Here is a 13,405-nt window from a genome sequence, read left to right as displayed (position 1 = left end):
GGGATGGGTCTTCCGACCCGGTGGCGCGCGCTGGCGGCCGGCTGAGCGGTGCGAGGTCGAACGCAGTGGGGCCTCGATGCTGCGAGCGGTGACCGAAGGGAACCGTGAGCCGAGCGAAGCCGGCCGCTGACGTTGCGCGAGGGATGAGTGAGTGAGCGAAGCGAACGAACGAATCGGCTGGGGAGGATGTGGGTATTCAGTGGCGTCAGCGTGCGCAGAACGCTCCGTCTCGGAACCCGCCCCACGACGAAAACCGTCTCTCGTCGCTCTGACAAGCCCGGTGAGCCAGATCTACGCCCAGGGAACCGACCGCTCTTGAATCTCGCCGGCCAGCGACGTGCCCATCGCTTCCTCGACGTCGTCGCTGTTTTCGAGCGCCCACATCAGCTTGACCTTCGCCGTCCCCGGCAGCGTGTCGCCGGCCTCGACGACGCCGGCCTCGAGCAGGTCCCGACCCGTGTCGTAGACCCGGTCACAGACCCGCCCCTCGAGACACTGGCTGGTCATGACGACCGTCGTCCCGTCCGCGATGAGTTCCTCGAGTCGGGGGATCAGATCGGTGTGGACGTGCCCGAGCCCGGTTCCCTCGAGGATCAGCCCGTCCGATCCCTCGACGACGTCGAGGAACGCGGGATCCATCCCGGGCGTGAACTTCAGCAGTTCCACGTCGCCCTCGAGGTCGGGGGCGATCTCGAGGTCGGTTTCGCCGCGCTCCCGATACTCGCGTCGGAACTCGACGGTCTCGGTCTCGTAGTCGACCTCGCCCAGCGGTGCCGCGCCGACGGTCTCGAAGGCGTCCCGCCGCGAGGTGTGGTTCTTCCGGACCCGGGTCCCGCGGTGAAGCGCACAGCGGTCGTCCGACTCGGTGGCGTGCATACAGACCACGACCTCCGCGCAGTCGCTCTTGGCGGCCTCGACCGCCGAGACGGCGTTCATCACGTTGTCCGAGGACGGTCGATCCGCGGAGCGCTGGGAGCCGGTGAAGACGATCGGCACCGGCGTCTCGAGCATGAACGAAAGCGCCGACGCGGAGTACTGCATCGTGTCGGTGCCGTGCATGACGACGACGCCGTCCGCGCCGGCCTCGATCTCCTCGCGGACCGCCCGCGCGAGGTCCTGCCAGATCGGCGGTTCCATGTTCTCCGAGAGGATGTTCGCGACGACGCGCCCGCGGTAGTTCGCCCGGCCGGCCAGGTCCGGCACCGCCCGCAGGACGTCCTCGGCGTCGAACTGCGCCGTGACGGCCCCGGTGCGGTAGTCGACCGTCGAGGCGATCGTCCCGCCGGTCGAGATCAGCGAGATCGTCGGCAAGTCGTCGTCGAACTCGATCTCCGAGCCGGCGTCGTCGCCCGTGGCGTCGGTGCCGTCGATCTCGTAGACGTCCTCCGCGAGGACCGCCACGTCGGCCTCGTCCCGGTCGACGCCGACGTTGTAGCCGCCCTCGAGTTTCACCACGAGCTGTTCGTCCGTGCTCGAGGGGAGCAACACGCCTTCGTACGTACGATCCGCGCGATCGACGCGGACGCGGTCGCCTGGGTTCATGCGTGGCCGTAGCGCGGCCCCGGACTTGAAGGCACGCTTTCGGGCTACCGGCGGCCCGACCGGTCGAACCGACCGCGGAACCGAAGAGGGCGAGACGACTCCCTCGTGAAACGTCGCCAAACGCAACAAATAAACCGACGACCGATTACATACGTGATATGCAAATCGAGCCGCAGGCGTTCGACCGGGTTCTCTCCTCGATGTGTACGGAACCCCACCCGGCGGCGCGCGACGCGGCCGAGCGGTTTCTCGCGACCAACCCCGGGGATCCGGGCACCTACCCCGGCGTCTCGGAACTCGAGGACGACGCGATCGCCATGCTGAGCGAGATCGCCGGGCTCGAGGAGCCGGCGGGCTACATCACGAGCGGCGGTACGGAAGCGAACATTCAGGCGGTCCGGATCGCTCGCGAGCGGGCCGACAGCCGGACGCCGAACGTCGTCATGCCCGAGTCGGGCCACTTCAGCTTCCAGAAGGCCGCGGACCTGCTCGGGATCGACCTCCGGATCGTTCCGACCGACGACGACCACCGGGCCGACCTCGGGGCCGTCCGGGCCGCCGTCGACGGGGACACCGCCGCGGTGGTCGGCGTCGCGGGGACGACCGAGTACGGCCGCGTCGATCCCATTCCCGAGTTGGGCGAGATCGCACACTCGGTCGACGCGACGCTGCACGTCGACGCCGCCTGGGGCGGCTTCGTGCTGCCCTTTACCGACTACGAGTGGAATTTCGACCACGCCGCGGTCGACACGATGGCGATCGACCCCCACAAGATGGGCCAGGCCGCCGTTCCGTCAGGTGGCTTGCTCGTCCGCGATGCGGCCCTGCTCGACGAACTCGCCGTCGACACGCCCTACCTCGAGTCGACCTCGCAGGCGACCCTGACCGGCACCCGCTCGGGCGCGGGCGTCGCCAGCGCCGTCGCCGCGATGGAGGAGCTGTGGCCGGCGGGGTACCGCCGGCAGTACGCCCGGTCGCAGAACAACGCCGAGTGGCTCGCCGACGCCCTCGAGAAACGCGGCTACGAGGTCGCCGATCCGACGCTGCCGCTGGTCGCGGCCGACGTCCCCCGATCGACCTTCGACGCGTTGCGGGCCAAGGGCTGGCGGATCTCGAGAACCGCATCCGACGAACTGCGCGTGGTCTGTATGCCCCACGTCACCCGCGAGATGCTGGCGTCGTTCATCGGCGATTTAGACCGGCTCGAGGTGCGTGCGAGCGTGCCGATCACGAGCGACGACTAGAACTGATCGGTCACTACACGGCCGCGAGGCGGCATTTCTCGAGCGAGTCGGATCGCATGATCGTGTCGGCGAGTGTTCTACCACGACCGGCGACAGCGAACGGGCACGTCCTCCCCCGCTGGGTCGTTCACGCAGGCTCGTCGACGCTTTCGCTAGCGTTCGGTCGATCGACGGCGTGTGCCGCCACATTGATCCGTCGTTCGCTGAGTCGATAGCCGCCGTCGGGGAGCCGATCGAAACCGGCGGGTTTTACGCCCGCGAGCGCGACGTGACGAGCATGAGCCACGAGGACTTTCCGACGGAGAATCCCGCCGTCGTGACCTGCGGGCTCCCCTACGCGAACGGGGACCTCCACATCGGTCACCTGCGGGGGTACATCGGTGCGGACGCCTTTTCACGCGCGCTCGAGACGCTGGGACAGGAGACGGCCTACGTCTGCGGGTCGGACATGCACGGCACGCCGGTCGCCGTCAACGCCGAACAGCAGGGCGTCGATCCGGAGGACTTCGCGCTGGACTGGCACGAGCAGTACGAGGAGACGTTCCCGAAGTTCAACGTCGACTTCGACAACTACGGCCACACCCACGACGAGACCAACGTCGAGACGACCCAGGAGATCGTCCGCACGTTGGACGAGGAAGGCTACGTCTACGAGAAGGAGATTCAGGTCGCCTACGACCCCGAGGCCGACCAGTATCTCCCCGATCGCTACGTCGAGGGGACCTGTCCCTACTGCGGCGCGAAGGCCCGCGGCGACGAGTGCGACGAGGGCTGTCAGCGCCACTTAGAGCCCGGCGAGGTCGAGGATCCGACCAGTACGATCACGGGCAACCCCGCCGAGTACCGCGAGCGCACCCACAAGTTCTTCGAGGTCTCCGAATTCGCGGACTTCCTGACCGACTTTCTCGACGGCCTCGAGGGAACCTCGAACGCGCGCAACCAGCCCCGGCAGTGGATAGAGGACGGCCTACAGGACTGGTGTATCACGCGCGACATGGACTGGGGGATCGATTATCCAGGGCAAGACGGTGACGGCGATGATCTCGTCCTCTACGTCTGGGTCGACGCGCCGATCGAGTACATTTCGAGTACGAAGCAGTACTCCGAGCGCGTCGGAAAAGACGAGTACGACTGGGAGCAGGTCTGGAAGGGAGACGGCGTCTCCGCGAGCGATGCGAGCGGAGGCTCGCCGGACGAGCAGCGCGAGTCCGGCGGTGAGATCATGCACGTGATCGGCCGGGACATCATCCAGCACCACGCGATCTTCTGGCCGGCCATGCTCGAGGGCGCGGGCTACAACAAGCCCCGCGGGATCGCCGCGACCGGCTTCATCACGATCAACGGCAAGGGGCTCTCGACGAGTCGCAACCGGGCGATCTGGGCCAAGGAGTACCTCGAGGAGGGATTCCACCCCGATCTGCTGCGGTACTACCTGACGACGACCGGCGGGCTCCAGCAGGACGTCGACTTCTCCTGGGACGCCTTCCAGGAGACGGTCAACGGCGAACTCGTCGGCACGGTCGGCAACTTCTGGTACCGGTCGCTGCTCTTTGCCTACCGCAACTACGAGGGCACCCCCGACGCCGACGTCTCCACGGAGGTTGCGGAGCGAATCGAGGACGCGATCGACGAGGTTCGCGAGAACGTCAACGACTACTCCATGCGCGGGGTCGGCGGAGCGGCGACCGAACTCGCGCAGTTTGGCAACGAGTACATCCAGCGCAACGAGCCCTGGAAGCTCACCGACGACGACCCCGAGGAAGCCGCACAGGTCATCCGCGACTGCGTCCAGATCGCCAAGGCCGTCGCCGTCCTGCTCGAGCCGATCACGCCCGACAAATCGCAGGCCCTCTGGGAGCAGATCGGCGAGGACGGCGATATCGCCGACGCCCGTCTCGAGGACGCCCTCGAAGCCCCGCCGCGGGACTTCGACGAACCCGGCGAACTCTTCGAGAAGATCGAGGACGACCGCGTCGACGAGCTGACCGCAAAGCTCGAGGAACGCGTCGCGGCGGCGTCGGACGACGGGGACGCCGAATCGGAAACCGAAAACGACGAGGCCGCGGCGGAGGAAGCCGGCGGTATGGCAGACACCACAGACCTCGAGCCGCTGGCCGACGAACGGATCGGGTTCGAGGACTTCCAGGAACTGGACATTCGGGTCGGCCGGATCGAATCCGCCGAGGGGATCGAGGGCGCGGACGATCTCGCGCGCCTCGAGGTCGACATCGGGTTCGAGACGCGACAGATCGTCGCGGGGATCAAGCAACTGCACGATCTCGACGAACTGCCGGGCGAGAAATGTGTCTTGCTCGCGAACATGGAGAAAGCCGAACTGTTCGGCGTCGAATCCGACGGGATGATCCTCGCCGCGGGCGAGGAGGCAGACCTGCTGACGACTCACGGTGACGCCGCCGTCGGCGAGAAGATCAAGTAAGCAGTCCCCTCGGGAGCGAGGGGGCGGACGGTCGCGTACTCGCCTTTCGTCCTCCCGTCACGGCACTATCTGTCAACCCACCTCAAATACAGCTATGTGGCTAGATGCAATATGTTCGCATATGTCACAGAGTGACGGGCGCGTTCGAGGGGTCGTCGGTCGAGACGCGCGGACGAACTGGCTCGCGGGGCTCCCCATCGCTTGCGGATCGGCGGAAGCTCGGGCGCTCGTCGTGATCGCACTCTCGCTGTTTTCCCTCATGGCGTTTGGCAACCTCGCTGGACTCTGGTAACCGCCCTCCGGTCCCCGCCGCTCGAGGGGCGGCGTGGCCGGTGACGGCGTCTCGACGAAACGGGTACTCGAGCGCGAGTAAGCGACCGGCTTTTAGGTCGCCTGACGCTAGCCCCCGACATGAGAAACGCGAAGATCGTCTGTACGCTGGGCCCGGCGTCGAACGACCGGGACACGATCCGAGAGTTGGCCGAGGCGGGGATGTCGGTCGCACGACTGAACGCGAGCCACGGGAGCCGCGAGGACCGCGCCGCGTTGATCGACCGGGTCCGCGCGGTCGACGAGGCGCGCACGGAGCCCGTCGCGGTCATGCTCGACATGCAGGGGCCCGAGATCCGGACCGCGCCCCTCCCCGAGGGGGAGACGGTAACGCTCGAGACGGGCACGGAGATCCGCTTCGTCGAGGGCGAGACGGCGACGCCGGAGACCGTCGGGCTCTCGTTGTCGATCGACGCCGTCGAGCCCGGCGACCGGATCCTGCTCGACGACGGGCTGATCGAGACGACCGTTCTCGAAAACGAGGGCGAGGGAATCCGAGCCCGCGTCGATACCGGCGGCGACCTCGGCGGCCGCAAGGGGGTCAACGTCCCCGGCGTCGAACTCGATCTCGACGTCGTCACCGAGTCCGACCGACAGGACCTCGAGCTGGCCGCCGCAAAGGAGGTCGATTTCGTCGCCGCGAGTTTCGTCCGGGACGCCGACGACGTTTACGAGGTCGACGAGGTACTCGAGGCGGCGGGGGTCGATATCCCCGTCATCGCGAAGATCGAGCGAGCAGGTGCGGTCGACAATCTGGACGAGATCATCGACGCCGCCTACGGCGTGATGGTCGCCCGCGGCGACCTCGGCGTCGAGTGTCCGATGGAGGACGTGCCGATGATTCAAAAGCGGATCGTCCGGAAGTGCCGCGAGGCGGGGCGACCGGTCATTACGGCGACGGAGATGCTCGACTCGATGGTCACGGCGCGGCGACCCACCCGCGCGGAGGCCTCCGACGTGGCAAACGCCGTCCTCGACGGCACCGACGCGGTCATGCTGTCGGCCGAGACGGCGATCGGCGACCACCCCGTCGCCGTCGTCGACGCGATGGACAGCATCGTCCGCGAGGTCGAGGGCTCCGAGGAACACGCCGAACTGCTCGAGCAGCGGGTCCCGGCCGCCGGCGAGGCGCGGACGGACGCGCTGGCCCGCTCGGCTCGCTTTCTGGCCCGGGACATCGACGCGGACGCGGTCGTCGCTGCGACCGAGTCCGGTTACACCGCCCTGAAGACGGCGAAGTACCGTCCCGGTGTGCCCGTCGTCGCCTCGACGCCGAGCCAGTCGGTGCGCCGCCAGCTCGCGCTCACCTGGGGCGTGACGCCGCTGTACGCCAACGTCTCGGGACAGGGGGCCGGCGCGGTCGTCGAGAAGGCAGTTCAGGCGGCCCTGAACGCCGGCGTCGCCGAAAGCGGGGACACCGTCGTCGTCCTCTGTGGTATGATGACCGAACTCGAGGGGGCGAACACGACGAACATGCTGAAGGTCCACGTCGCGGCCGACGCCCTGACGACCGGCCAGGTGGTCGTCGAGGGCCGGGCGACCGGGCCGGTCGTCCACGCCACTGACGGCGATCTCTCGGGGGTCCCCGAGGGCGCGATCCTCGCGCTGCCGGTCGACTTCGACGCGGAGTTCTCGAGCGAGACCGACCGGATCGGCGGGATCGTCAACGCCGAGCGCGGGATGACCGGCTACCCGGCGATGATCGCGCGCGAACTGGGCGTGCCGATGATCAGCGACGCGGACGTCGGGTCGCTGTCGGGTGGCGAGACGGTCACCGTCGACGCCGAGCGCGGCGTCGTCTACGGCGGCGACATCGGTGACAGTCCCCAACGCCCCTGAGACGGACTGATGTGCCGATTTCCGGGGCGACCGCAGGACGGTCGCGGTCCCACCGGAGACGACGGACACCCGACCGTCTGTCCTCGCGCTCGGACCGCGGGTTTTTGACGGCGGATCCGTTACGATCAGCCATGGTAGACGAATCGTCCGGGACGCGAGACGACACCGACGACCGGACCGAGCGGTCGGTCGCGGAGTCCGACGCCGACGTCGGGGCCGACGCGAACCGGCCCGACTCGGGCGGGGGCTGGGGCGTCGCCGACCGGAGCGGCGACTCGGAACGCGGCGATTCCGTTCGGGACGAGCGCACCGACGATGACGACCGCATCCCGCTCGACCTCTCGGACTCGAGCGACGCGGCCGACGCGGACGGGGTCGACGCGGACGACGAGTACACTCCGGAGTCGAATTCGACGCCCATCGAGCCCGGCGATCCGGACGTAGAGAGCGCGCTGTTCGTCCTCCTGGGCGCGATCGCGATGGTACTGGTCCTCGTTCGCCTCGTGATGATCCCGCTCGGCTGACGGGCTCACCGTTGCCGATCGCGTGAGAGTCAGGGGATCGAGCGATAAAATCACTCGAAGACTGCGGTAAACATTTAATCGGGGCGAGACCTTAGCCCTGCACATGGTGGAATCCCTCGCGGGGAACGTGCCGTTTTTGCTCCTAGTCGCGGGACTCGTGTTGATGGTACTCGAGGCGGTCTCTCCCGGGGCACACCTCATCGTCATCGGCGTCGCGCTCGTCGGTGCGGGGCTACTCGGGGTGTTGTTCGCGCCCTTCGCAAACGTCTTCGTGTTGGCCGTGTTGACGCTTCTCATCGGCGCTGCGGCGGCCTACGTCTACCGCGAGTTCGACTTCTACGGCGGAAAGGGCACCGGCAGGACGACCGACTCGGACTCGCTGGCCGGCACGACGGGCTACGTCACCGAGACGGTCACGACCCGCAGCGGCGAGGTCAAACTCGAGCAGGGCGGCTTCGCTCCCTACTACAGCGCTCGAACCACCGACGGCCGGATCGAGGAGGGGTCGGAAATCATCGTCATCGACCCGGGCGGCGGGAACGTCCTGACCGTCGAGTCCCTCGACGCGATCGGCGAGGACGAGATCGATCGCGCGCTCGCACGCGACCAGGCCGAGACCGAAGCGGCCGACACGGAGACTGACGGCGACGCCGTAACCGACCCCACTGACGGCGACCTCGAAACGGAGACCGAGACCGAGACCGAGACCGAGACCGAGCGGTAACCCGCGCTCGAGGCCGGAAGTGTCGACGAAACAAGGGAACGCTTTTCCCCCCGCCGCCGTAAGGCGAAGATATGGTGGTCCAACTCATGCCGATGCAGGCCCTCGGTGGAGCCCTGCTACTCGTCGGTGCCCTCTTGCTCGTCCTCGTGATCGCCGCGCTGCTGAGCGCGGTCGAGATCGTCGACGCGTACGAGAAACGCGCGCTAACCGTCTTCGGTGAGTACCGGAAACTGCTCGAGCCGGGGATCAACTTCGTCCCGCCGTTCGTCTCGAACACGTACGCGTTCGACATGCGAACCCAAACGCTGGACGTGCCCCGGCAGGAAGCGATCACGCGCGACAACTCGCCCGTGACCGCCGACGCCGTGGTCTACATCAAGGTGATGGACGCCAAGAAGGCGTTCCTGCAGGTCGACGACTACAAACGAGCCGTCTCGAACCTCGCCCAGACGACCCTGCGTGCCGTGCTGGGCGACATGGAACTCGACGACACGCTGAACAAGCGCCAGGAGATCAACGCCCGCATCCGCGAGGAACTCGACGAACCCACCGACGAGTGGGGCATTCGCGTCGAGTCGGTCGAGGTCCGCGAGGTCAACCCCTCGAAGGACGTCCAGCGCGCGATGGAGCAACAGACCTCCGCCGAACGGAAGCGCCGTGCCATGATCCTCGAGGCACAGGGTGAACGCCGCAGCGCCGTCGAGAAGGCCGAAGGTGACAAACAGAGCGAGATCATCCGCGCCCAGGGTGAAAAGCAGAGCCAGATCCTCGAGGCGCAGGGTGACTCCATTTCGACCGTGCTGCGAGCCCGCTCGGCCGAATCGATGGGCGAGCGTGCCATCATCGACAAAGGGATGGAGACGCTCGGCGAGATCGGCCAAGGCGAGTCGACGACGTTCGTCATGCCCCAGGAACTCACCTCGCTGGTCGGGCGCTACGGCAAGCATCTCTCGGGCAGCGACGTCGAGGCGGACGGTCAGGAACTCGAGAGCCGCGAGTTCGACGACGAGACGCGCGAACTGATCGGGCTGGACGATATCGCCGAGATCATCGGCGAGATCGACCAGGAGGCCGAGATGGACGTCGAGGCGATGGAACAGGAGGCCCAGGCGATCAAGGAAGGCCAGGACACGGCGGACATCTCGGATCCGGACGAGGTCATCGAACAGATGGACCAGGACTTCCAGGGTCAGACCGACGGCGGGACCGGCGTGCCGAGCGACGAGGCCGGCGACGACCCCTCCGCCAGCGACTGATCGGTCCGTTCCGCTCTCTTCTTCGCCGATACAGCCGTCCAGTAACCGGTTGCTATCGGAACACGGGAGAGCGAAACCTGTTTTACGGGTCGAACCGTTGTGGACCGTAGATAGACATGACGACGCCCGACGGGGTCGACGACGAGAAACGAGCGACCCTGCGCCGATTCGCCGCCCTCGGCGCCGCCTCCCCGCTCGTCGGTCGCGCCGGTACAGCGGCGGCCGAGACCGGCGAAAGCGACGCGCGAGACGCGATCGCGGGCTACCTCTCGACGACCCCCGGTGCCCACTTCTCGAAGATCCGCGACGACCTCCAGCTGGGGACCGGCGAGACCCAACACCACCTCCGCCGGCTCGAGGACGCCGGCGCGATCGAACGCTACCGCGACGGCGACTACAAGCGCTACGTCACCGCCGGCCGGTTCGACGAGTTCGAGAAGCGGGCGCTTGGCTACCTCCGCCGGGAGACGCCGCGTGGCATGCTGATCGAACTCCTCCTGACCCCGTCGGCGACGGCCGCCGACCTCGCGGACGCGCTCGAGGTCTCCGCGCCCACGGTCAGCAAGTACGCCGGCGAACTCGAGGAGGCCGGTCTGCTCTCGCGGACGGACGGCTACGCGGTCGAACGCCCCGAGACGGTGCTGGTGCTGGTCGTTCGCCACGCCGACTCCTTCGGCGACCGGGCGCGAACGCTGGCCCGGAACGCCGACGGCTATCTGTCGTATCAGGGCGACGCCGCCGAGTAATACGGTTTTCCCAGTAGCGAGTCGCGAGGATTTGTCATTCAGAACTGTCCCTGAAACCGACTCAGGCGGCGTTGTTGTTCATGAGGCGTGTTGCAGACGGAGCGCGTTAGTAGCGGAAATCGATACGAATTCGAGACGGGACATCCGGTCGAGGCGATCGGTCACCGACCGAGCACTGTCGGCAGCTATTTCGAGACGAGGGTGTCGTCTTTGGCGACCACTTCGTCACGTTTGCGGTCGACGAAGAGCGCGTCCTGCCACTCGGGACCGTCGGCGTCTGTCTCCTCGGTTTCTGGCACGTCTTCGAGGTCCTCTAGCCTGGCGGCAGTACCGAATTTGGCGGCCGACAGCGATCGGTGGGGCTGCTCGCCAATCGCTTCGATTTTGTGTCGGGCACCTCCGGGGACGTAGACGAACTCCATCGGGCCGATCTCGATGGTTTGATGGCTCCCGTCCTCTCGTTCGAGTGTGTATCTGGCTCGCCCCTCGAGACAGAGGTTTACTTCGTCGAGTCCGGGAACGTGCGTGTGCCAGTCGATCCGTCCGGACGGCTCGAGTTCGAAGTAGAGCAGTCGGAACTCGTTCGTCCTGATGATCAGTGGCGAGTGCCGTACGCCCTCGGAATCCGCGCCGTGGGCCTCCGGCGTCTGTACCTTGTACATCGTTTGCTCGGGGAGGTGCTTGTGAGCGAGGTCTTTCGGTGTCAGCTCCGAGTCGTCTCTCTGACCCATAGATGACCCACAATCGACACGAACTCGTTATTTTTATGATTTCTGCTGAACTGTCGTAGAACCCGTCAGTAAGTGGTGGTCATATGGTCGACTGAACTCGCGCCCTGTATTCCCAGCGGGATCCGATAAGATGGACTGCGACGTGAGACGGCGGTCGGTTGTACTGGCCGTGATTTTCGCACGCAATTCCGAATACGGAACCCGTACTCCCAACTGCCGTTACAGCGACTCGAGCGCCGCCGGGAGTCCCGTCAGCCCCTCGAGTTCGACGGTCGCGTTCGGCGGCCGTTCGCGATCGCGGTTGTGATCGCGTCGCACGTAGACCGTCTCGAGGCCGGCCGCCCGTCCCGCGGTGACGTCTTTTCGGGAGTCGCCGACGTAGACGCCCTCGCCGACGCCGAGGGCGGCCAGCGCGTCCTCGATGTAGTCGGGCTCGGGTTTGCGCCGCTCGTAGCCCTCGAAGGTGGGATCTCGCCCCCGGACGACGTCGAAGTCGATCCCGACGTAGTCGGCGACGAACTCGGCGGTTTCGTGGCGGTTGTTGGTCGCGAGCCCCACCGCCGTCCGGTCGGCGAGGTCGCGGATCGTTGCGACGTCGTCGTAGATCCCCCGTTCGCCGGCGCGGAGTCGGTCGTGGGTCCCTCGCGAGGCGTAGCGCTCTTTCAGTTCCCAGAAGCGGTCGGGGTCGACCCCCAACGCCTCGCAGTGCGCTCTGATTCGGTCGGCGTCGTGTCGCCTGAAATCCCGCCGCCGTGTCGGCGACGGGTCGACCTCGAGGTCGGAAAGCGCCGCGTCGGCGGCGTCGGCGTACACCTGTGGGTCGGTGCGCGGTCCCTCGAGAACGATCCCGTCCATGTCGAACAGCACCGTCGTCGTCATTCGTCCCCGCTAGGGGTGCGAGCGAAAAGAGGGTTCGGCAGCCGCGGGGCTCGTGAACCGATCGATAAACGGCAGTGAAATGAGCCCCTGCGTCGTCTCATACGGTCTGCTATCGCTGTTTCCCGAGCGACCGCAGGTCGCGGTCGCACCGGAACTGACTGACAGCGGTCCGTATCAGATGTCGACCTTCCAGGTAGTACTCGAGGAGTACCCCCACTTCTCGATGTCGACGTCGTAGTCGCCCTCCTGGAGCGCTGTAATGTTCGAGCCGACCTCCTTGGCCGTCATGCCGAGTTCCTGGCCGATCAGACGGGATTTGAAGTAAGTCTTCGTCGCCGCGTTGTTCCGAAGGTACTCCAGGATCCGCTGCTGTTTGCTCGTGAGGTCGGGGGCCATTGCAGTGCTCATACACGGTCGGATGGCAGGTACGCCCTTAGGGGGTTTGGTACGTGCAGTTAACCCGCTGCAGTCTTGCGATTTCTGTTGCCGGTAATCGGTGTATACCGCCGCCGAAAGCTTTCGTTGGTACGTGCGGTTAATATATTTCTATCGGTGACTGTCATCTGTACGTGTCGGTCTCCGATCGCCGGAATCGGCCGGCCACAAAGCCGTGAAAACGGTGAGTCGATCAGGAGTCGGCGTCGTAATACTTTGTTAGGAACGGGCCAAACGAACATGCAACCGCCTGCTCGAGCGCCGCCGTCCGGTCGGTGAGCCGATCCGTGAAGACGCCGACCGCTCCCGCCCCTTCGGCGAGCCCCTCGGTGCCGAGCAGTTCGTCCATCACCGGCCCCAGCTCCCGGCCGTCCTCGAGTCGCGCCGCGACGTCGTCCGGAAGGCGGATCGTCGGGCCGGCACCGCGTTCCAACCGATCGCCGTCGGTGACCGCGCCCCACATGATCAGCGAGAGGCCCGGGGCCCCCTCGAGTCGCGCGATCCCGCCTTCGAGGCCGACGCCGTAATCGGCCCCGGTCGCCTCGAGCGCCCGTCGGGCGCGGTTCTCCGCGCCCGTGACCGTCTCGGCGATCGACCGAGGCTGTTCGCTCACGCCGGAGTCGACGTCGACCGCGCGGACGGTCGGTTCGTCTCGCTCGACGGTCCGTTCGACCGCGTCGACCTTGACCGGGTTCGTACTCCCGACTGCGATCTCCAT

At 66.7% G+C, this 13,405-nt stretch carries 13 protein-coding genes; 8 read left to right on the top strand and 5 right to left on the bottom strand.

The genetic code is table 11. The features are described from left to right. Positions 1–291: 291 nt before the first annotated feature. The gene (gene gatD / locus A6E15_RS13690; RefSeq protein WP_076147005.1) at positions 292–1,542 is read right to left on the bottom strand and encodes a Glu-tRNA(Gln) amidotransferase subunit GatD; all 1,251 of its coding nucleotides are present in this window, start codon (positions 1,540–1,542) and stop codon (positions 292–294) included. A gap of 158 nt (positions 1,543–1,700) precedes the next feature. On the opposite strand from gatD, the gene mfnA reads away from it, so the two are divergent. The 8 genes from mfnA to A6E15_RS13655 all read left to right on the top strand — a co-directional run bounded on the left by mfnA (position 1,701) and on the right by A6E15_RS13655 (position 10,642). Continuing rightward, positions 1,701–2,786 carry a tyrosine decarboxylase MfnA gene (gene mfnA / locus A6E15_RS13685; RefSeq protein WP_217693446.1) on the top strand — a complete coding sequence of 362 codons (1,086 nt, stop codon included), beginning with the start codon at positions 1,701–1,703 and terminating at the stop codon, positions 2,784–2,786. Between the two features lie 277 nt (positions 2,787–3,063). After that, complete coding sequence (gene metG, locus A6E15_RS13680; RefSeq protein WP_076148365.1) at positions 3,064–5,223, top strand: methionine--tRNA ligase; 2,160 nt, start codon at positions 3,064–3,066, stop codon at positions 5,221–5,223. 121 nt (positions 5,224–5,344) lie between these two features. Then, a complete protein-coding gene (locus A6E15_RS21040; RefSeq protein WP_175607264.1) occupies positions 5,345–5,515 on the top strand; it encodes a hypothetical protein in 171 nt (56 codons plus the stop codon). 119 nt (positions 5,516–5,634) lie between these two features. Continuing rightward, entirely contained in the window at positions 5,635–7,392 is a 1,758-nt protein-coding gene (gene pyk, locus A6E15_RS13675; protein WP_076147003.1) for a pyruvate kinase, read from the top strand. 131 nt (positions 7,393–7,523) lie between these two features. Next, entirely contained in the window at positions 7,524–7,916 is a 393-nt protein-coding gene (locus A6E15_RS13670) for a DUF7312 domain-containing protein (RefSeq protein ID WP_076147001.1), read from the top strand. Between the two features lie 103 nt (positions 7,917–8,019). Beyond that, entirely contained in the window at positions 8,020–8,640 is a 621-nt protein-coding gene (locus tag A6E15_RS13665; protein ID WP_076146999.1) for an NfeD family protein, read from the top strand. A gap of 71 nt (positions 8,641–8,711) precedes the next feature. Then, positions 8,712–9,896, top strand: a complete 1,185-nt coding sequence (locus tag A6E15_RS13660; RefSeq protein WP_076146997.1) for an SPFH domain-containing protein — start codon at positions 8,712–8,714, stop codon at positions 9,894–9,896. A gap of 116 nt (positions 9,897–10,012) precedes the next feature. Further along, a complete protein-coding gene (locus A6E15_RS13655) occupies positions 10,013–10,642 on the top strand; it encodes a winged helix-turn-helix transcriptional regulator (protein ID WP_076146995.1) in 630 nt (209 codons plus the stop codon). A 185-nt stretch (positions 10,643–10,827) separates the two neighbouring features. Here A6E15_RS13655 and A6E15_RS13650 read toward each other — a convergent pair whose 3' ends face one another. The 4 genes from A6E15_RS13650 to yjjX all read right to left on the bottom strand — a co-directional run bounded on the left by A6E15_RS13650 (position 10,828) and on the right by yjjX (position 13,405). After that, positions 10,828–11,373, bottom strand: a complete 546-nt coding sequence (locus tag A6E15_RS13650; protein WP_076146994.1) for a cupin domain-containing protein — start codon at positions 11,371–11,373, stop codon at positions 10,828–10,830. Positions 11,374–11,592: 219 nt separating this feature from the next. Further along, positions 11,593–12,252 carry an HAD family hydrolase gene (locus tag A6E15_RS13645; protein ID WP_076146992.1) on the bottom strand — a complete coding sequence of 220 codons (660 nt, stop codon included), beginning with the start codon at positions 12,250–12,252 and terminating at the stop codon, positions 11,593–11,595. Positions 12,253–12,426: 174 nt separating this feature from the next. Next, complete coding sequence (locus tag A6E15_RS13640; protein ID WP_066303053.1) at positions 12,427–12,648, bottom strand: DUF7123 family protein; 222 nt, start codon at positions 12,646–12,648, stop codon at positions 12,427–12,429. Positions 12,649–12,880: 232 nt separating this feature from the next. After that, positions 12,881–13,405 carry an inosine/xanthosine triphosphatase gene (yjjX, locus tag A6E15_RS13635; RefSeq protein ID WP_076146990.1) on the bottom strand — a complete coding sequence of 175 codons (525 nt, stop codon included), beginning with the start codon at positions 13,403–13,405 and terminating at the stop codon, positions 12,881–12,883.

Origin of the sequence: Natrinema saccharevitans (assembly GCF_001953745.1) — an archaeon.
GTDB classification, from domain to species: Archaea; Halobacteriota; Halobacteria; order Halobacteriales; family Natrialbaceae; genus Natrinema; species Natrinema saccharevitans.
The sequence above is the reverse complement of the archived record's forward strand: the minus strand, read 5'-3'. Positions and strand labels throughout refer to the sequence as shown.